Here is an 18,850-nt window from a genome sequence, read left to right on the forward strand (position 1 = left end):
TCAGGGGAGGGTGAAGGTGCGTGGTGGCGGAGGCCCGGTGGCCGGGGTCCGCGGAGGTCAGCGCTCGGGCTTGGGGGGCCGCTGCATCAGCGCGGCCGCAGCCTGGTCAAGGGTGACCTTCTCGTGCAGCAGGGCGGAGATGACTTCCGTGATCGGCATCTCGACGTCGTGGGTGTGGGCCAGGGCGAGGATCGCCTCGGCGCTCTTGACGCCCTCGGTGGTCGTGCGAGTGGCGGCCGTCGCCTGCTCGACGCTCAGGCCATGACCGAGGTGGGTGCCGAAGGTGCGGTTGCGGGAGAGCGGGGAGGAGCATGTCGCCACCAGGTCGCCCAGGCCGGCAAGCCCCGCGAGGGTAGCCGGGTGGGCGCCCATGGCGGTCGCGAGCCGGGTGGTCTCCGCCAGGCCGCGGGTGATGAGCATGGCCTGCGCGTTGTGGCCCATGCCCATGCCGGAGGCGATGCCGACGGCGAGGGCGATGACGTTCTTGACCGCTCCCCCCAGCTCGCATCCGGTCACATCGGTGCTGGTGTAGGGCCGGAAGTATGCGGTGTGGCAGGCGTGCTGGACACGGTGGGCGACGTCCTCGTCAGGACAGGCGATGGTGGCGGCGGCGGGCTGGCCGTTCATGATCTCCCCGGCGAGGTTGGGGCCGGAGAGCACGGCGACCCGGTCGGCGGGGATGCCGGTCACCTCGGTGATGACCTGGCTCGCCCGCAAGCCGGAGCCGATCTCGATGCCCTTCATCAGCGAGACGATGACGGTGTCCGGGCCGATGTACGGGGTCCAGGCGGCGAGGCTCGCCCGCAGGGACTGCGCGGGGATGGACAGCACGAGGAAGTCCGCGCCATTCAGCGCGGCGGCCGGGTCCGTGGTGGCCGTCAGGTTGTGGGGCAGCTCGATGTCCGGAAAGTACCCGGGGTTGCGGTGCGTCATATTGATCGTGTCGGCGATCTCACCGCGGCGGGCGTGCATGGTCACGCGGGTGCCGGCGTCCGCCATGATCTTGCCCACGGCGGTTCCCCAGGACCCGGCCGAGAACACTGCCGCACGGACGTGGTGCTGCTTCACTGCGGGGTCCTTACGTCAAGGTGGCGGCCGGGCCCGGTCATCGTATCGGCCGTGTCGGGTGCCGCACGGGCATCCGCGGGGCGCCGCAGGGTCAGCAGGACGGCCCGTCGCCCGCGCAGGGTGGGGAGCACCTGGTGTGCCTCGCGGAGCATGTTCTCGGCCGGGGCCTCACCCAGCTCGCGCCGCAGCCGATCGGCGTGGGTGATCCACAGCCTGTAGACCCGTTCCCACGCCGCGGGCTCAGCAAGTCGCTCGTCCACGTGCTCCACAGTGAGCCCGGCGGCACGGGCCTGTTCTTCCCAGGCCGGTTTGGCGCCGAGCCGCAACGACCGGGTCAGGAGCAGGCGACCGCCCGGGGCAAGGACACGGCCGAGCTCGCGAACCGCCGCGTCCCTGTCGATGGCGCGTCCGAGGGCGTCTACGCACACGATGCCGTGGGCGTGGCTGGGCGGTAGGCCCGTGTCCTCCAGCTCGGCGACGCGGAAGAGGGCGCGGTCGGCGGCCGGGCCGAGGAAGTGGGCGCGGCGGGAAGTGGCTTGGGCGATGGCGACGGGCGAGAGGTCGAAGGCATCCAGGCGGACAGCGAGGGCGCGGGCCAGCCATAAGCCGATGCCTCCTGCGCCGCATCCGGCGTCCACGAGGAGCTGGCCCGGACGCATCCGCAGTCGCCCGGCCAGGAGTCCCAGTAAGGGCCAGTCGCAGGAGCTGGAGGCGGCGACCTCGGCCGGGTAGTCCTCGCCCATCGCTTCGGCGTACAGGCGGGCGACCAGATCGGTGCGGGCGCGGGCGGTGTGGAAGGCGTCGTACTCGGCCGCCCTCATGGCCTTGGTGGTGGTGTTCATCGGGGCATCGACCTTCTGATCCGTGAGCGGGTTCCGGGGCAGGCGACCTGTACGGCGTGGACGGGGCCGTTCGGGGCGGACAGGTCCAGGGCCGCCGGTTCATGTCCGGTGACGTACGCGAGCTGCCGGGCCACGGTTCGGACCTGGTCGGCGAAGCCGCCGCGGGCCGGAGTAAAGCGGGCCGTCGTCTCCGGCCATGGCGCGAGCCCCGCGGTCTGCGGCGGGTGAAAGGGTGGGGTGTCGAAGCTGCCCGGGTCGCTGGGGAGGTCATCCCGGGTCCCGGCGATGGCGGTCAGCCGGGACTGGGCGGCCTCGGTCACCGCCCGGGTCAGCGCGATCCCCGGAAGGTTGTGGCAGCCGCCGCCGGCGAAGACGACCGGATAGTCCTCCGACCACAGGTAAGCCACGCACACCGGCAGGCTGTACGGGCCGTCCACCAGCGCGACCTCCAGCGCCATGCCCGCTGCCGCTATCCGGTCGATCACGTCCCGACCGTGCGGGTCGTCGACCGTCTGTGGGTCAAGCAGTGTGCGCCGCAGCCCGCCCGCCTGCCCGTCCCGATACAGCACATCGCGTTCCACCACCTCGAACAAGCCGTGCAGCAGCGCCTCGTCGCGGCTGTTGCCGCATGCCAGGCCGGTGCTGGTCGCGCGCAGCACTTCCGGGGCCCACTGGGGCCGGTGCCCGCGGCGGCGGACCAGGTCGACCGGCAGCAGCACTCTCGCCCCGCTCACCAGGCCGGTACCGGCCGCCCACTCCCACACCATCCGGGCCAGCGCCTGGTCTGGGTACGCGGCGGTCATCGGCAGCGCGGCCACGGGGCAGTCGGGGGCGACCTCGATAGCCGGGCCGTACGCGTCAACGGGCAGCGGCTGCTCAGCGTGCCACAGCTCGATCGCCTCCATCACCGCCGAAAGCTTCGCCAGCAGGGGTGTAGCGCCCTTGCCCTGCGAGGTGCTCAGGGTCAGTGATGCGGGCCGGATCGCCGTGAAAACCGGAAGCCCGATGCAGTCCAGACCGGTCAGGTCCGCGACCCGGGTAATCCCGAACTGCGGCAGCCGTCCGGCGAGCGCGTCCCACGTCTCCTCCGGCGTGCGGGCGCGAACCGTGCCCGGCAGCACCACCATCTCATCAACCCCCGCCATGGGCCGCCTCCGTCTTCTCGATCTCTTCAAGGAACCCGGGCACGAGCCGCTTGGCCGCCTGGACAGCACGCGCCCCGCCGACCAGCCCACGCGCGGACGCCTGCGCGTCGAGCTCCCGCTCCGGACACCGCCACACCCGCAACAGGAGCTCGCGGGTCACCTCGTCACGCACCGCCTCCATGGAGAATCCGGGCCGGCTACGGCGAGCCCTGGCGAGGGCATCGGCGTACCGGGCGACCGCCTGCCGGTCCTGCGCACTCTCGCCGGCCAGCAGCAGCGCCACGGTCTGCCCGTCGCGCAGGTCGACCGTGGGGTGGAATACGCGGTCAGCGGGTAGGTCGCCGCCGGTGACCTGGGCCAGCCGCTCGGCCAGCGGTAGCCCCGGCCCGCCGTCGGCGGGATGCCAGGAGAGGTGTTCGAGATAGGCCGCCCATCTCTGGCGGAACGCGGGGTCGAAGACCTGCTGGTAGACGAGGCGGTCCTCGGTGGACAGCACCTGGCCGTCTACACACTCGCGTGCGGCGGCGTTGGACCAGCGGCGGAAGTAGGCCGTCTCCCACACCTGCGGCTCGATGACGGCCCGCTTCTTCGCTGCGATGCCGTCGAGCGCGGTGCGTACGGCGATCAGCGCGTCGGTGCGTTTGAGGTCACCGAAGTGCCGATCTCGCTCACGCTGTTCGGTCAGCCATGCAGCGAGCTCCGCCTCGCCTTGGCGGCGGCACACCGCCCGCACCGCGGCCCACGTGCGCTGCGGGTAGTAGACCGCGCGCAGAGCCGCCAGGAGCCCGCAGGCCCGCTCACTGTCGAGGACGCCGGCCGACCGTGCAAGCCCCAGGGTGTGCCGGACGTTGACCAACGGCCAGGTAAGCGCGTCCCACGCGCCGTCCGGTGCCTGCCCGACTGCCACCTCGTCGTCGCCGTCGATCTCCCCGCGCACGAAGGCGTTGTAGATGTTGCCGACGCCCAGCATCCCGTACGGCGCCAGTTCGGCCGCCCGTAGCGCGCCGATACTCGCCGCCCCGATCACGTCGACGCCCCGGCCCATCGTGGCCAGGAGCTCCTTGTGTCTCAGCGCCGGCGCCTGGTGGTACACCCCGTCGATGAGCACCACCGTGTCGCCACAGCGGATCGCGGTGTCGAACAGGTCTCCGTGCCGCGCCGGCGGCAGCACCCGCACGCCCGGCGCGGCGAGCACGGGCTCGGATGCCGACAGCGTAGGCCCGACGTACACGTGAATCACTGCAACCTCCAGGCGGGGCAAACGCGAGGGGCGCCCCTCCCCCAGACCCAAACGGGACCGACGAGAAGGGAGGGACACCCGAGTCGGGACGCGAACGCGAGAGAGGACTACTCCTCGTCCTCGACGTCGACGGCGATCACTACGGGCCCGGTGATCTCCTCGGTCCCCTCTACCGACGCCGAGGTGCTGGCGGCGGCGATGCCGGACTTGGACTGCTCCACGGGATTCTCCTTTGCCGATCTACAACGGTGCGGGCCGACTGCCCGTATCCGGTGGTGCCGCGGGCCAGGAGCCCACCTGCCCGCCCCTGGCCGGGGCGAGAAGCCTGTGCCAACCGTTGCTGAGAGCGCGGTGGTCGGCGACGATCCATTCCATGACGCCGCTCTCGGGGACGCAAAGATCACGCACGGAGTGAAGGTTGACGGGGGCGGGTTTCCCCTCTGCGGTGAACTGCACGATGCCTCGGTGGCTGTGGCCGCCTTCGTCGACGAACGCGGCGCCCTCGCTCAGCCGGCCGGGCGGGTCTCGGCGGAGAATGACCGGTGTGCGGTGGTCATCGGCCAGCCGGCTCGACGTTGCCGACGTCGGTGGTGAACTCCCGGCCGGATCCCCCGCGGATGTAGGCCAGCTCCACCCAGCGTTCGATCCCGGTGTCGGAGACGTTCTCGTTGATTACCGCCATCAGTTCGCCTTCCACACCGGACGCGATGTCGCGGACGCGCTTGCGCAGCAGGCGGTGCGGCACGTACTCGTAGCACTCACTCATCGGACGCCTCCCGAGTGGTGAGGAGGAAACGCTGCCAGCCAGCCAGCGCACGTGCGAGAAGGTCGGCGCTGGGCTGCGGAACCTCGGCGAGCCCGGGTCCGGGTCCGGGTCCGGGTCCGTTAGGGATATCGAGGCACAGCACGTCCCGAGTCTCGCGCCCCGTCACGAGTCGGTCCTTGCCGTCAGGACGTCCGGAAGGACCACGACGAAGATGCCGTTTCGATCCTGCCAGTTCCGCCAACTGTTTTGCGCAGCCGCGCCGGAGGCCAGGTGGGAGATGGCGGGGACAATGAGCCCGGACACCTGCCGGTCCTCGATGAGCTGGGCGAGGGCCGGCCAGGCCGAGCGCTTCTCACGTGGTGTGGTGGCGGAGACCATGTCGTAGAGGACGGCGTCGGGCCGCACCGTCCAGTCGCTGGCTTCGGCGTACCGGCGGAGCGCGTCGAGGACCCTGTAGGGGGATGGCTCGGAGGCGCTGGTGAGGTTGGCGTATACGGCCACACTGACGCAGGTGAGGCCGAGGGCGCCGTCCGCGATGTTCCGGCGCCGCTCGCGGGTCTGAGGACTTCGGTTCATGCCCAAAAGGGTCTCGCCGACGGGCGGTCAGCAACAGAATCGTCCCGTACGACTTGCGCGACATGGCTGCGTCCAACTCGTACGGGACGTAGGACTGTTGAAACTCTGACCGGGTGTGGCCGTACGGTTCGCTGGATTACAGGGCGGTTCGGCGGTCAGCCGCCGCGAACCCGGCGTCCACAGGTGGCCGGATGCCGATCAACCTCGAAACCCTGGCCAGGCGCGCCGTCGAATGGCGCCCGACCTTCTCCGCGATCACACCGGGCAAGGTCTGGTGGCGGGCCCACTCCGGGGCAGCCCTGAGCGCGTCCTCCAGCGTCGTGAGGGACGCGTCCCACATCTTCGCGTCGGCCTGGGCCATCGCCTTGGCCATGGAGTACCGGTTCCGGGCGGCCTGGCTGAGCTGGGCGGTATGCCCCTCCTCGCCCTCGGTGATGGAGCCGATCAGAGTCAGTGCCTTGCCGGACTGACCCATCGCGACGTTGATGTCCACCGCCTGAGTCATCGCGGTGACAGGGCCGAATAGCGTGCCGTGAGCACGGTGCTCGGCCCCCATGCGGGCCCCCGTTGCGGTGGACTGGGAGAGGAAGTCGCCCGCGCGCTCCTTGTTTCCTGCACGAGAGGCGACTACCGCAGCGAAGTTCACGTGGCTGCCGTACACTGCCAGCTCCTCTGGAGTCGCGCTGGAAAACCGCGGCTCGATGTCCACCGCAGCCTTCTCGGCCAGCCGCGCCGCATCCTCCAGCCGGGCGTCACGCAGGTAAACCCATGCCCGACCGGAGTCCACCAGCGCCGACCTGAGGCCGTCCGGGCCCTTCTCCGCTGCCGCGCGGGCATGGCCGATCGCGGCGTACGCGAGGTCACGGACGCCGACCAGGTTGGCCACGTAGGCAGCGATCCGGTACGCGTCCGAGACAGCGCCCCACGTGACGCTCTGCTGGTCAACGGGCCGGTCTCTCAGGGTTGCCGCAGCAGCGACCAAGAGCGGCGTCACCGTGGCGCCGGCTTCCGTGTAGAGGCCGTCCCAGTACAGCGCCCAGCACCGCTCGGTTGCCTGACGGAGGTCTTCGAGGGTGGCGGGTTCGGCGGCGTTCGGCAGGATCCCGGCGGCCGTGTCGTGGACCGCTGCCGAAAGGGCGCGGATCATCATCCTGTCGTCCGCGTCCATCGCGCGGCGGGGCGGCTGCTGGCCTTCAATGACGGAGATGTCCGCTCCGAGGGCCGCAGAGATTTTCATGAGGGTCTGGAGGGTAAGTCGCCGGTCCTGCTCGGCGGCTTGGATGGTGGCCGGCGCAAGACCGGTCATGGCGGCGAGCTGCTCCTGGGAGATTCGCTTCCCCCGAAGGATTTTGATGCGTTCGCCGGTGCTGTACGAGGACCACGAGGGCATGGGCGAGGCTCCGTTCTGGACCACAGCGATCTCCACAGCGTATGGCCGGGAACCGGTGTAGGGGAACGAAAATGAGCCTCTCCCGCGCTCGGCGCCCGCGCCGGGTTCGAGGAGCAGTTCATGCGCCGCTACGACCAGCGGATCCCGCCGGTCTCCTTCCACCCCGACGCGAAGGCCCTGGTCGTGATCGGGCTCCACGCCGACCGGCGCTGGGTGGCCAAGCGGGCCCGCGCGGCCGGGCTCAAGGTGTTCCTCGTCGACCCGGAGGGGTTCCCCCGTCCGGACGGTTCCTGGTTCGCCTACCCGCTGGAGGCACCGCAGACCGGTGACGTCGTCGTACGCCAGACGGCTGCCACCGCGATCGGCGAGCTGGAGCGGCTGCTGAACCCCAGCGCCGACAACTCGTGAACTCCGGGGCCGGGGAACGGCGCTAGCCTCTGGTGCCTGCTCCCCGGCCCCGCTCCTCAGGGCCCCTCCCCGGATGAGAGTCAAGGAATACGCGTTTCAGTGATCGGCTGCGGGCACCTCGGCATCCCGCACGCGGCCGCGATGGCCGAACTCGGCCACGAAGTCATCGGTGTGGACGTCGACCAGGCCAAGGTCGACCGGCTCAACGCCGGCGACTGTCCCATCTACGAGACCGGCCTCCCGGAGCTCCTGGCCGCCCACACCGCAGGCGGCCGCCTGCGGTTCACCACCGACATCCGCGAGGCCGCCGGCTTCGCGGAGCTCCACTTCATCGGCGTCGGCACCCCCATCGACGCCGACGGCCGCTCCTACGACACCGGCCAGGTCTACGGCGCGATCCGCCAGCTCGCCCCCCACCTCACCGCGGCCTGCACGATCGTCGGGAAGTCCACGGTCACGGTCGGCACCACCGCCCAGGTCACCACCCTCGCCCAGCGCCTGGCCCCGGCGGGCAACGCGGTGGACGTCGTGTGGAACCCGGAGTTCCTCCGCGAGGGCCACGCGGTGCAGGACACCCTGCGCCCGGACCGCCTCATCGCCGGCCTGACCACCACCTCGGCGGAAAAGGCGATCCGCACGGTCTACGCCCCCATCCTGGACGCCGGGGTCCCCCTCTTCGTCACCGACCCCCAGACCGCCGAACTCGCCAAGGGCGCGGCGAACACCTTCCTCGGCCTGAAGATCTCCTACATCAACGCCGTCGCCGACATGTGCGAGGCCGCCGGCGGCGACATCTCGCAGATCGTCGACATCCTCGGCATCGACCCCCGCATCGGCAGCGGCGGCATGCGGCCCGGCATCGGCTACGGCGGCGGCTGCCTTCCCAAGGACGTCCGCGCCTTCACCGCCTCCGCCCGCCAGCTCGGCGCCACCCGGGCCGCCGAACTCCTGCGCGCCGCCGAGAAGATCAACGAGAACCGAACCGACGTCGCCATGGACCTGATCACCCGTGCCCTGACCCACCGCCCCGTCAAGGGCGCTCGGGTCACGGTGTGGGGTGCGGCGTTCAAGCCGGGCACGAACGACGTCCGCGAATCCCCGGCCCTGGCCCTCGCACACGCCCTCCAGCAGGCCGGCGCCACCGTCACCGTCCACGACCCGCAGGCCGTGGCCACCGCCGTGATCCGCAACCCGGAACTCGACTACGCCGACGACCTGCCCGCATCCCTGGACGGCGCCGACCTCGTCGTCCTGGCCACCGAATGGCCCGAGTACCAGCAGGCCAGCCCCCACGCCCTCGTGGGCCGCCCCGCCGACCCCCTGATCGTCGACTGCCGCACCACCCTCGACCCCGAGGCCTGGCGCGCGGCCGGCTGGAGCGTCCACCAGCTCGGACGCCCCGGCCAGTAGAACGGGCCGCCCCGCGGGGCAGGATGGGGGCGTGCAGACGACGGAGCTTGTCATGAGGGCCGGTGCGCTGGCCGCCAGGGGCGGGCGGCGGATCCTCGGGGTCGCCGGGCCGCCGGGGGCCGGGAAGTCGACGCTGGCGGGGCTGGTCGCCGCGGCGCTCGGGCCGGAGCGGGCCATGGTGGTGCCGATGGACGGGTTCCACCTCGCGCAGGCCGAGCTGGACCGGCTGGGGCGGGCCGGCCGCAAGGGGGCCCCGGACACCTTCGACGCGGCCGGCTACGTCTGCCTGCTGCGCCGGCTGCGCTCCCCCGGGGAGGGCGTGGTGTACGCGCCCGCCTTCGACCGCTCGCTGGAGGAGCCCGTCGCCGGCAGCATCCCCGTCGGGCCGGCCGTACCGCTGGTGATCACCGAGGGGAACTACCTGCTGCACGACGCGGAGGGCTGGGCGCCGGTACGGGCCCTCCTGGACGAGGCCTGGTACCTCGCCCCGGACGACGCCGTGCGGGTGGACCGGCTCGTCGGCCGGCACGTGCGCCACGGCAAGGACCCGGCGCGGGCGCGCGCGTGGGTGGCGCGGTCGGACGAGGCCAACGCCGCGCTGGTCGCCCGCGGCCGCCACCGCGCCGACCTCGTCGTCGACCCCGGGTGAGGTGGGCCGCGTCAGCAGATGTCGCGGTACGCCAGCTCCGGTACGTACGCGCGCCACTGGTCCGGGGACAGGGCGGTGCCGGCCGCCGGGCGCAGCGCGTCGCACAGCCGCGCGGCGAGGGCGGGGGGTGCGACCGGGACGTGCCGGAGGGGGACGTGCCGTCCGGCGACGACGAGCGCGGAGCCGTCGGCGGTGAAGGCGAGGGACAGGATGCCGTCGCCGGCCGGCGCGAACGCCCCGCTCAGCTCCAGCCGGGCGGCGACGTCCCACAGGCGCAGGCTGCCGTCCTCGCCGGCGACGGCGAGGAGGCGGCCGTCCGGTGAGAAGGCGAGCGCGGTCACGCGTTCCGCGTCCTGTCCGTCCCGCCCGGCGTCGTCCGGGCCGGTCAGCCGGCCCGTCATCCGGGTGCCGTGGCTGTTCCACAGCTCGACCTCGTCCGGTGAGGCGGCCTTCGCCAGCATCCCGCCGGACGGGCTGAAGGCGAAGCGGAGCCGGTCCGAGCGGCCGTGTCCCGCCCGGACGCCGCGCCCCGATTCCAGGTCGGTCGTCTCGTCGGGCGAGGTGACGAGCAGCTTGCCGTCGGGCCGTACGGCGATGTCGGCGGGTACGACGGTTTCGCCCGAGCCGGGGACGACCGTACGCGCCGGGGCGCGCCCGGCTACGTCCCACGCCTGTACCCCGTCCACCGTGGAGGCCACCAGCAGGGTCCGGGCGTCGGGGGTAAGCCGGATGCCCGACACGGCCGCCCGGACGGGCAGTTCACCGGTGTCGCCGGGGGCGGCGGCCGCGCTCCAGATCCGCAGCGGCCCGGTCGGGCCGGGCGTGAACGGGTCGCGGGTTCCGTATCCGTAGGCGAGGGTGGTCCCGTCGGCGCTCAGCGACAGCACCTCGGTGGGGCCGTCGGGTCCGCTCCCGGTGGTTCCCCTCGGCGGGGGTGGCGGCCGGGCGATGACGCGGCCGCCGGCGGCACGATCTCCGCCGCCGTCACCGCCGGCGTCCCCGGCGTCCCCGGCGTCGAGGATCTCGAACACGCCCCGGCCGTCCTGCGTGCGGGCGCGCGCCAGCCGCCTTCCGTCGGCGCTCAGTTGCGCGGCGTCCGCCGGGTCCGGCTCCCAGGCCGCCCCGGCCACGGCCCGCAGGTCGGCGGTCTTGACCGGCATCGCCCGGTCGGTGGACCGGGCACCGGCGAGGAACCTCAGGAACCGGCCGGCGGCGTCGAACCTCAGCTCCGACACGGCTCCGGGGTGCCGGTACCGCCACACCGGGCGGTCCGGACGGGACAGCCGCCACACGAGGAGTTCGCCGGGGGCGGAGGCGGCCAGGAAGCGGCCGTCCGCGCTGAACACCGGCTCGCCCAGGTCGTTTCCCCGCAGCCGTGGCAGAGCCGCGCCCGTGGTGAGGTCCCAGCGCAGCAGCTCGCTGCCGGTGCTCAGGGCGAGGGTCCGCGAGTCGGGGCCGAAGGCGAGCCCGGTCTGCCCGGGACCGCGGGTGCAGTGCCGGGCGGTGTCCCCGGGCTGCCAGGGGGCGGGCACGGCGCGTCCTTCGGTGAGGTCCCACAGTTCCGCGGTACCGGCCGGGCCGCAGAAGACGGCGAGCCGCCCGTCCGGGCTGGTCACCGGCAGCAGGTCGCCGGGCGCGGGCCGTTCCACGACGAGGCGGCGCGGGCCCACTTCCCACACCTGGGCGCGGCCCCCTCCCGCCGCGGTCAGCAGCCGGCCGCCCGCGCCGAACGCGGGGACGCGCCGGGTGGGGGCCGGCAGCGGCCCGCCCTCCGCCCGCTCGGCGGCGATGTCCCACAGCCGGATCCCGGCCGCGGGGCCCTCGGCGGCGACGGCCAGCATCCTGGCGTCCGGGCTGACGGCGAACGCGCCGGGCGCCGGCGGACGGATGCCGTCGGCCCGGTAGGTGCCGGTCAGCCGGTGTCCGCCCAGGTTCCAGACCCGGACCCGGGTGCTGTCGACGGTCGTCACGGTCTCGCCCTCACGGCCGAGCGACACCTCGTGGCCGGCGTCGGCGTAGGGGTCCGCGAAGGAGTCGGTGACCGGCTGGGCGGCGGCGGCCGCGAGCGCGGACCGTGTCTCGGGGGCGTCGGCGATCCGCCAGGCCGCGATGCTCAGGAGCCGGGCCGTCCTGGGGTCGGAGTACCGCAGGCCCTCCGCCGTGTGCACGAGCCGGTGCGCCGCGCCGCGTGCCTGCTCCCGGGCGCTCGACCGGTTCTGCTGCCATGCCGTCGCGGCCGCGGTCACGGCCAGGACGAGGAGGACGACCAGGGCTCCGGTGAAGGCACGCGTCCGCCGTGCCGCGCGCCGGGCCCGGTGCTCCTCGCGGGCGCGGGCGGCCAGGCCGGCGTCGAGGAAACGCCGTTCCAGGGGGCTGAGGTCGGCGCGCTGCCCGAAGCCGTCAAAGGCCCGCGCGGCGGCCGTGAGCAGGGCGCCCCGGTACAGGGCGCCGTCGTCGTGGCCCGCGCGTTCCCAGCTGTGCGCGGCCTGGGTGAGGTCGCGCTGGAGACGCAGCCGCTCGCGGCCCGCGTCCACCCACTGGGCCAGCCGGGGCCAGCCGGTGATGAGCGCCTCGTGCGCGAGGTCGACCCGCTGGTCGTCGACGGTGACCAGGCGTGCCGAGACGAGGGCTTCGAGGGCTCGTGCGCGGTCGCGGTCGACGCCGTACGGGCCCTGTACCTCGGCCAGGGTGCCGGGTCGCCGGGTGTCGGGGGTCCCCTCGCCGGGGGCGACCAGCCGCAGCAGGATCCGCCGGGCGAGGTCGGCCTGGCGGGGCGGCAGTGCGCGGTGGACCGCTTCCGCGGTCTGGGCGACGGCTCCGTGCAGGCCGCCCGCGGCGTCGTACGCCTCGACGGTGAGCGTTCGGCCCCGGCGGCGGCGCCAGGTCTCCAGCAGGGCGTGGGACAGCAGCGGGAGGCTGCCCGGCTCGGCGGCCGCCTCCTCGACCAGGCGGGCGGTCAGCGCCCGCTCCACGATGAGGCCGGCCGCGGCGGCGGGTCCGACGACGGCCTCGCGCAGCTCGGCGGGGCGCATCGCGCCGATGGGCAGGCCGGCCTCCCGCAGGGCCTCGGCGAGCAGGGGGTGGCGCAGGCAGTGCGCGTAGAAGTCGGCGCGCAGGACGAGCAGGACGCGCAGGCGGCTGTCCGGGCGGGTGGCGCGGGCGAGGGCGTCGAGGAACCCGGTGCGCTCGTCCGGGTCGGCGCACAGGGTGAAGACCTCCTCGAACTGGTCCACGATCAGCCAGGTGTCCCCTGCGCCCGGGGCGGGTTCGAGCAGGTGCGCGTGGTCGCGGAGCGGGCCGGCGCCGGGTGTGAGCAGGCGCAGGGCGGCCGGCCGGCCCGGTCCGTCGGGTCCGCCCGGTCCGGCGCGTCTGAGGCGGGGCACCAGTCCCGCCCGGATGAGGGAGGACTTGCCGCTGCCGGACGGTCCGAGGAGGACGACGAGGCGGTGGCGGGCGGTGAGGGCGAGCAGGCCGGTGACCAGGCGGTCCCGTCCGAAGAAGAGGTGCTCGTCGGAGGGTTCGAAGCGCAGCAGTCCCCGGTAGGGGGCGTCGGTGTCGTCGTCCCCGGCCGGTACGGCGGCCGCGAGGACGGCCGACACCTCCTGCCACCGGGTGCGCCACACCGCCTCGTCGCCGGCGCAGCAGCGTACGTACGCGGTCAGGACGGGCAGGGACGGCAGGCGCCGGCCGGCGGCGGCCTGGGAGAGCACGGTGACGGACAGGCCGGTCTCCCGTGCCATGGCCCGGTAGGAGGGGCCGCCCGCCTTCTGCCGCAGCAGACGCAGTTCGTGGGCGAATCCCTGGACCGGTCCCTCGCCGGGATCCACCGGGTTCTCCGGGCGCCCCACCGTTGTCCTCCCCCTCGTGGCCCGCGCTGTCCCTCCACGCTAGGGAGGCCGCCGCGGGGGCGGCAAGGCGGCTTCGCGTCAGCTCCGGCGGAATTGTTCGGGGGCCCGGAACAGGGGTGATGAACAATCCCGCCCCTGCTGGAGTCGGATCGGAAGCGGGCCCGGCCGACCACGGAGGCCGGCGGGCAACCGACGACGAAGGGAACGCACATGTCACGAGGGAAGCTGTCGCGGCGGATGGCCACGGCCGCCGCGGTCGCCGCCGCGGGGCTGGCGCTGGCGGGAGTCGCCACCTCTCCCGCGGCCGCCGCCGGCGGGAAGGTGCAGGGCTGGAAGGTGTCCACGTCCCCGTACCGCTGCACCGGCGACGTCTGCCTCTACTACAGCCCCGGTGCCGAGGGCGCCATCTGGGCCAAGACCTCGTTCACGGACTACAACCTGTCCGACAACCGTTTCTGGAGCGACCAGTACGGTTCGGCCGGCAGCGGTCAGAGCGTGAACGACAACGCCGCCTCGCAGGAGAACAACACGGCGTACACCCTGTACACGTACACGGGCGCCAACATGACGGGCTCCGTGGCCTGGACCCCCGCGTGGTACGGCGGGAACCTGGGCGCCGTCGGGATGCGCAACACGGTCTCCTCCTACGAGGTCCGCTGACGCCCGGTCTGACGACCCGGCACCGCACCACCTGAACGGGCCGGCCGCCCGCGCCCCACGTGCGGGCGGCCGGCTCCCGACCGCCTTCCGGAGAGCCGTGCCCATGCCCCGTTCCCGACGACGCCCGCGCGCGTCCGCCCTGACCGTCCTGACCGTCCTGTTCCCCCTCGCCCTGACCGCCGCGGGCTGCACGGCCGCGCCGTCCGACGGGGTGCGGGCCGAGCCGGTCCCGACGCCGACGGCCGGCACCGTCGTCGGTCTGCGCCTGCCCATCGGCGCCTATCTGCCCACCGACACCGAAAGGGCCCTGTCCGAGTACCTGCGCGGGCTCCTGGTCCGCGACTGCGTGCGCCGCCACGGCGCCTCGTTCATGGACCCGGCCGTCACCGGCGGGGCCCCGCCGCCCGCCGCGTACGACCCGCTGAACATGGCGCGCCGGTACGGCGTCGGCGACATGGAGACGGCCCGCCGGTACGGGTACCGGGTGGACCCGGCCCACCGCGAGGCGCGGGTGGACGGCACTTCCGGCGCCGCCGCCCCCGCCCGGACCGCCGAGGAGCGCGGTCTGCTGACGGGGGTCGCCGACCGCAGGCCCGGGCAGCCGTCGGCGTCCGGGGAACGGCCGCGCTTCGGCGGACGGCCGGTGCCGGACGGCGGCTGCTACGGCGAGGCCGACCGTGCGCTTCTCAACGACGGGTCGCGGGCGGGGGCGTTCGGGGGGACGGTCAACGTCATCGAGCGGCAGGGCTACGAGCGGTCCCGCCGCGACCCCCGGGTCCGGGAGGCCTTCACCCGCTGGTCCGCGTGCATGAAGGCCAAGGGCCACGACTACGCCGACCCGCTCGGGGCGGCGGGCGACACGGCCCGCTGGCGCCCGGACGCCACGCAGGAGGCGGGGCCGGACGAACGCGCCACGGCGGTGGCCGACATGGAGTGCAAACGGGACGTGAACCTCCTCGGGGTGTGGTTCGCGGTGGAGTCGGAGTACGAGAACACCGCGATGGCGGGGCGGGCCGCCGAGCTGGAGACCGTACGGCGGCAGCTGGAGGCGGAGCGCGGGCGCCTGAGGGAGCTGGCGGCGGGCCGGCCGTGACCCGGGCCCGTCCCCGCCCCGCCCAGCCCGTCCCCGCCCACCCCGCCCCCGTCAGTACAGTGCGCCGAAGGCGGCCATGACGAGCTCCATGCCGCGGTCGTCCTCCTGCCGGTCCCGGTCGATCATCCGGTTCATGACGTAGGCCACCGTCAGCCGCGAGCCCGGGTCGCTCACCACGAGCGAGCCGCCCCAGCCGCCCCAGCCGAAGGTGTCGCCGAACCGGCCGAAGCCCGCCGTCCAGCACATCGGTGTCCCGAGGACGCGGTCCTCGCCGCGGAACAGCTCCTGCCAGGCGGGCTCGCACCCCGGGGCGGACAGCAGCCGCACCCCGCCGGCCGTGCCGCCGTTCGCCAGGACCGAGTGCAGGAGGGCGACGGAGCGGGCGTTGCCGAAGCCGTTCACCGCGGGGATCTGCGCACGGCGCCAGGGCACCGAGTTGACGTCCTTGACCCGGACCACCGGGCCGGCGGCCTCCCGGGGCACGCCGTCCGCTCCCGGTGGTGCGGTGGCGGCGTACTCGTCGGTCAGCGCGGGCGGCGGCAGGAGCGGTGCGACGCGGTGGTCGTGCCGGGCGGGGAGCCCGATGTGGAAGTCCGCGCCCAGCGGCCCGGCCACCTCCTCGGCGAAGAACGCGCCGAGGGTGCGGCCGGTGACGCGGCGGACGATCTCACCGATGAGGTACCCGAAGGTGAGCGCGTGGTATCCGGCGGCCGTCCCGGGCTCCCACGCGGGGGCCAGCGCGGCCAGCCGCGCCGTGACGCGGTCCCAGTCGTACAGGTCCTGCGCCGAGGCCGTCCCGGGCAGGGCGGGAAGCCCGGCGCTGTGCGACAGCACGTGCCGTACGAGCACGCCCTCCTTGCCGGCCGCGGCGAACTCGGGCCAGTAGGCGGCGACCGGCGCGGCCAGGTCGAGCAGGCCCCGGTCGGCCAGGACGAGGGCGCACAGGGCGGTCATGTTCTTGGTCGTCGAGTTCACGGCGGTGAGGGTGTCGCGCTCCCAGCGGACGGAGCGGTCCGCGTCGGCGTGACCTCCCCAGAGGTCGACCACCGGTTCGCCGTCGAGGCGGACGGCGACCGAGGCGCCCACGTCGTGCCGGGCGAGCGAGGCGGCGAAGGCGGCGCGCACCGCGGCGAACCGCGGCTGGCAGGTTCCCCTAACATCATCAGTCATGGCGGGAAGCCTCCGGCAACGCGGGGGCTTCGCACCCGACAGTTCCCGTACCGGTTCTGTCGGGCGGGCCGGTCACACTCTTTCTGCGACGAGGACAAGGACGCGGACGCGTGCTGGAGCGGCTGAACCAGGCGCTGGACCATCTGGAGGCCCGTCTCGACCAGGAGGTCGACGTGGCGGGGGCGGCCCGGATCGCCGCGGTGTCGGAGTACCACTTCCGGCGGCTGTTCTCGGCGCTCGCCGGGATGCCGCTCCCGGTCTACGTGCGGCGCCGCCGGATGACGCTCGCGGGGGCCGAGGTGACGGCCGGGGAGCCGACGCTGCTCGACATCGCGGTGCGGTACGGGTACGGGTCGGCCGAGGCGTTCGCCCGGGCGTTCCGGTCGGTGCACGGCATCGGGCCCGGCGAGGCCCGGCGCACGGGCGCGGTGCTCACGGCGCAGCCGCGCATGTCCTTCCGCGTCGTGGTCGAGGGCAGTACGGCCATGCGGTACCGGATCGTGCAGAAGGAGTCGTTCCGGTTCGTCGGGAGGAAGGCCCGGGTGCCGCTCGTCCACGAAGGGGCCAACGAGGCCGCCGCCGCGCACCTGGAGGGCTTGGACGAGCGGGCGGTCCTGCGGATGAAGGAGCTGTCCGGCGGCCTGGAGCCGGAGGGGGTCCTGTCGGCGGCGGTGTACCTGACCGACAGCCGGGAGGAGGGCGCCCTCGCGGACTACTGGATCGGCGTGCTGGCCGCCGCCGGCACGGCCGCCGGGGAACTCGACGTCCTCGACGTGCCGGCCGGGACCTGGGCGGTCTTCGAGAGCCGGGGGCCCCTTCCGGGGGCGCTCCAGGAACTGTGGCGGGACGTGTTCACGCAGTGGTTCCCCTCGAACCCGTACACGAGCCGCCCGGGCCCGGAACTCCTGCGGACCGGGCCCGTGGCGGCCGGCGGGGAGCCCCGCTCCGAGCTGTGGATCCCGGTGGAGCGGACCGGCTGGGGCGCGGGGGCGTGAACGGAGGCGTGAACGGGGCCGTCAGCTCGCCAGCTTGTACGCGGCCGGCGCGGTCTTGTAGGGCGCGAAGTCGGCGTTGTCCTTGCAGCCGAGCTGCTGCCAGGTCTTCTCGTTGGTCACCGGGTCGGTGCCCGTCAGGCGGTACTTGCACGCGCCCTTGATGTAGTTGCCCCGCACGCCTCCGGGGAAGTCGATCTCCTTGTTCCAGAGGTACGGCGACTGGTAGTTGTTCACCGCCGCGGTGGCGTTCACGTCGATGCCGCCCGGCGCGTAGATCTCGTAGACCCAGCCGGTCTTCTCCGCCCCGTACGTCGCGAACCGCTTGGCGACGCTCTGGTCGCAGCTGGTGCTGAGGTGGGCGCTCTGCTGGCCGCCGCCCTTGACGATGTACTCGGCGAGCGGGATGAGCTGGTCGCCGCGCGGGGTGAAGCCGGTCCGGAAGATCTCCTCGACGTTCTCCCGCGTGTCGCCGCGCCACAGGGTGTTGACGTCCTCGCGCCACTGCCAGCGCTCGCTGGAGGAGGTGGCGGCCACGGTGCGGGCGATCTCCGTGTTCGTCGTGGTGCGCCACCAGTCCCAGGCCCGGTACTCCACGACCGGGCCGCACGGGGCGCTGGTGTCGTCGTCCGCCGCGGGCGCGGCCACGGCGGACGGGGTGACGGCGGCGGACAGGAGGAAGGCGGTGGCGGCGGCGAGGCGCAGAACGGCGTGCGGCATTGGATGACGACCCATCAGTCGAACGGCCAGGGGGCGAAACCCCCTCTTTATAGACGGGGGATCCGCCGCCGGACCGCCGCGGAACGGTGATCCACCCGTGCGGGTGGATCAGTCGTACCGGGTAAAGGCTTCTGCGCCGCGGGGCGTTCGGCCGGGTTCGTCGTCCGACGTTCGGCCGGGTTCGTCATCCGGTCTTCGGCCGGTTCGTCATCCTGCCTTCGGCTGGGTGCGCCGGGCGTAGGCGCGGGCTGCGCGGGCGCGGTCGCCGCAGCGGGTGGAGCACCAGTGGCGGCGGCCGTGGCGCAGCAGGTAGCGGTTGCAGGGCGGGGAGGCGCAGGCGGTGAGGCGTTCGGCGTCGGGGCCGGTGAGGAGGTCCGCCGCGTCGGCGGCGAGGGCCGCGAGGGCGCGGTCGAGGATCTCGCTGGTGGGGCAGGGGGTCGAGCGGTAGGGGCCGTTCTTCTCGTCCCAGTGCAGCAGGGCCGCCGTGGGGGCCTTGCCCAACGCGTCGTTGACGGCGGCCAGCGCGGCGGGCAGGGGAGGGAGACCCTCGGCCCGGGCGGCGAACAGCGACCTGAGGTGCTCGCGCATCGAGCGCAGCTGCGCCGCGCACATCTCCCGCACCCCGGCGTCGGCGGGCGCGAGGCCGTGTGCGGTCAGCCACCGGTTCGCGCTCCCGGGAGTGCCGAGCAGGTCGGTGAACTGCCCTCCGGGCTGCGCGACGGCGCTGTTGACGAAGTCGAGGGCGAGGTGTTCCTCCGCCCCCGGCGCGGGCGTTGGCACGGATGCGCCGACCGGGATCTCACTCATGGACCTCATGTTAAGCGTTGCGCGCATCCGTGAGACACCCCTATGATCATCACGGATAACCAACAA

17 protein-coding genes are annotated in these 18,850 nt (G+C 73.7%); 6 read left to right on the forward strand and 11 right to left on the reverse strand.

Annotated elements, in window-relative coordinates; all coding sequences use genetic code 11:
• Positions 1 to 57: 57 nt before the first annotated feature.
• The 7 genes from AC07A6_RS09715 to AC07A6_RS09745 all read right to left on the reverse strand — a co-directional run bounded on the left by AC07A6_RS09715 (position 58) and on the right by AC07A6_RS09745 (position 7,027).
• On the reverse strand, positions 58 to 1,068 hold the full coding sequence (locus AC07A6_RS09715; RefSeq protein ID WP_478776709.1) for an NAD(P)H-dependent glycerol-3-phosphate dehydrogenase: 1,011 nt from the start codon (positions 1,066 to 1,068) through the stop codon (positions 58 to 60).
• The gene (locus tag AC07A6_RS09720) at positions 1,065 to 1,910 is read right to left on the reverse strand and encodes a class I SAM-dependent methyltransferase (RefSeq protein ID WP_478776710.1); all 846 of its coding nucleotides are present in this window, start codon (positions 1,908 to 1,910) and stop codon (positions 1,065 to 1,067) included. Before AC07A6_RS09720 ends, AC07A6_RS09715 begins: the two co-directional genes overlap by 4 nt.
• Entirely contained in the window at positions 1,907 to 3,037 is a 1,131-nt protein-coding gene (locus AC07A6_RS09725) for a YcaO-like family protein (RefSeq protein ID WP_478776711.1), read from the reverse strand. The genes AC07A6_RS09720 and AC07A6_RS09725 overlap by 4 nt, the downstream gene beginning before the upstream one ends.
• Before the next feature lie 4 nt (positions 3,038 to 3,041).
• Complete coding sequence (locus tag AC07A6_RS09730) at positions 3,042 to 4,286, reverse strand: TfuA-like protein (RefSeq protein ID WP_478776712.1); 1,245 nt, start codon at positions 4,284 to 4,286, stop codon at positions 3,042 to 3,044.
• A 562-nt stretch (positions 4,287 to 4,848) separates the two neighbouring features.
• Positions 4,849 to 5,061, reverse strand: coding sequence for a hypothetical protein (locus AC07A6_RS09735; RefSeq protein ID WP_362457409.1), 213 nt, complete (start codon positions 5,059 to 5,061; stop codon positions 4,849 to 4,851).
• A gap of 162 nt (positions 5,062 to 5,223) precedes the next feature.
• A complete protein-coding gene (locus tag AC07A6_RS09740; protein WP_478776713.1) occupies positions 5,224 to 5,637 on the reverse strand; it encodes a recombinase family protein in 414 nt (137 codons plus the stop codon).
• A gap of 136 nt (positions 5,638 to 5,773) precedes the next feature.
• Positions 5,774 to 7,027 carry a helix-turn-helix transcriptional regulator gene (locus tag AC07A6_RS09745; protein WP_478776714.1) on the reverse strand — a complete coding sequence of 418 codons (1,254 nt, stop codon included), beginning with the start codon at positions 7,025 to 7,027 and terminating at the stop codon, positions 5,774 to 5,776.
• Positions 7,028 to 7,147: 120 nt separating this feature from the next.
• Here AC07A6_RS09745 and AC07A6_RS09750 point away from each other — a divergent pair, with 120 nt between their 5' ends.
• The 3 genes from AC07A6_RS09750 to AC07A6_RS09760 all read left to right on the forward strand — a co-directional run bounded on the left by AC07A6_RS09750 (position 7,148) and on the right by AC07A6_RS09760 (position 9,494).
• Complete coding sequence (locus tag AC07A6_RS09750) at positions 7,148 to 7,435, forward strand: hypothetical protein (protein WP_478776715.1); 288 nt, start codon at positions 7,148 to 7,150, stop codon at positions 7,433 to 7,435.
• 87 nt (positions 7,436 to 7,522) lie between these two features.
• Positions 7,523 to 8,845, forward strand: a complete 1,323-nt coding sequence (locus tag AC07A6_RS09755) for a UDP-glucose dehydrogenase family protein (protein ID WP_478776782.1) — start codon at positions 7,523 to 7,525, stop codon at positions 8,843 to 8,845.
• A gap of 31 nt (positions 8,846 to 8,876) precedes the next feature.
• On the forward strand, positions 8,877 to 9,494 hold the full coding sequence (locus tag AC07A6_RS09760; RefSeq protein WP_478776716.1) for a nucleoside/nucleotide kinase family protein: 618 nt from the start codon (positions 8,877 to 8,879) through the stop codon (positions 9,492 to 9,494).
• An 11-nt stretch (positions 9,495 to 9,505) separates the two neighbouring features.
• On the opposite strand, the gene AC07A6_RS09765 is transcribed toward AC07A6_RS09760, so the two are convergent.
• Complete coding sequence (locus AC07A6_RS09765) at positions 9,506 to 13,342, reverse strand: nSTAND1 domain-containing NTPase (RefSeq protein ID WP_478776717.1); 3,837 nt, start codon at positions 13,340 to 13,342, stop codon at positions 9,506 to 9,508.
• A 210-nt stretch (positions 13,343 to 13,552) separates the two neighbouring features.
• On the opposite strand from AC07A6_RS09765, the gene AC07A6_RS09770 reads away from it, so the two are divergent.
• Together AC07A6_RS09770 and AC07A6_RS09775 are read left to right on the forward strand one after the other, a co-directional pair.
• Positions 13,553 to 14,002, forward strand: coding sequence for a peptidase inhibitor family I36 protein (locus AC07A6_RS09770; RefSeq protein WP_125812901.1), 450 nt, complete (start codon positions 13,553 to 13,555; stop codon positions 14,000 to 14,002).
• Between the two features lie 103 nt (positions 14,003 to 14,105).
• Positions 14,106 to 15,095 carry a hypothetical protein gene (locus tag AC07A6_RS09775; RefSeq protein ID WP_478776718.1) on the forward strand — a complete coding sequence of 330 codons (990 nt, stop codon included), beginning with the start codon at positions 14,106 to 14,108 and terminating at the stop codon, positions 15,093 to 15,095.
• A gap of 51 nt (positions 15,096 to 15,146) precedes the next feature.
• Here AC07A6_RS09775 and AC07A6_RS09780 read toward each other — a convergent pair whose 3' ends face one another.
• Positions 15,147 to 16,265: a serine hydrolase domain-containing protein gene (locus AC07A6_RS09780; protein WP_478776719.1), complete on the reverse strand. Its 1,119-nt coding sequence runs from the start codon at positions 16,263 to 16,265 to the stop codon at positions 15,147 to 15,149.
• A 110-nt stretch (positions 16,266 to 16,375) separates the two neighbouring features.
• Here AC07A6_RS09780 and AC07A6_RS09785 point away from each other — a divergent pair, with 110 nt between their 5' ends.
• On the forward strand, positions 16,376 to 17,260 hold the full coding sequence (locus tag AC07A6_RS09785) for an AraC family transcriptional regulator (RefSeq protein ID WP_478776720.1): 885 nt from the start codon (positions 16,376 to 16,378) through the stop codon (positions 17,258 to 17,260).
• A gap of 21 nt (positions 17,261 to 17,281) precedes the next feature.
• Here AC07A6_RS09785 and AC07A6_RS09790 read toward each other — a convergent pair whose 3' ends face one another.
• Together AC07A6_RS09790 and AC07A6_RS09795 are read right to left on the reverse strand one after the other, a co-directional pair.
• Entirely contained in the window at positions 17,282 to 17,977 is a 696-nt protein-coding gene (locus AC07A6_RS09790) for a scabin-related ADP-ribosyltransferase (RefSeq protein ID WP_478776721.1), read from the reverse strand.
• A 207-nt stretch (positions 17,978 to 18,184) separates the two neighbouring features.
• The gene (locus AC07A6_RS09795) at positions 18,185 to 18,784 is read right to left on the reverse strand and encodes a CGNR zinc finger domain-containing protein (RefSeq protein WP_478776722.1); all 600 of its coding nucleotides are present in this window, start codon (positions 18,782 to 18,784) and stop codon (positions 18,185 to 18,187) included.
• Between the last annotated feature and the right edge of the window lie 66 nt (positions 18,785 to 18,850).

The organism is Streptomyces sp. NPDC044002, from assembly GCF_056434525.1.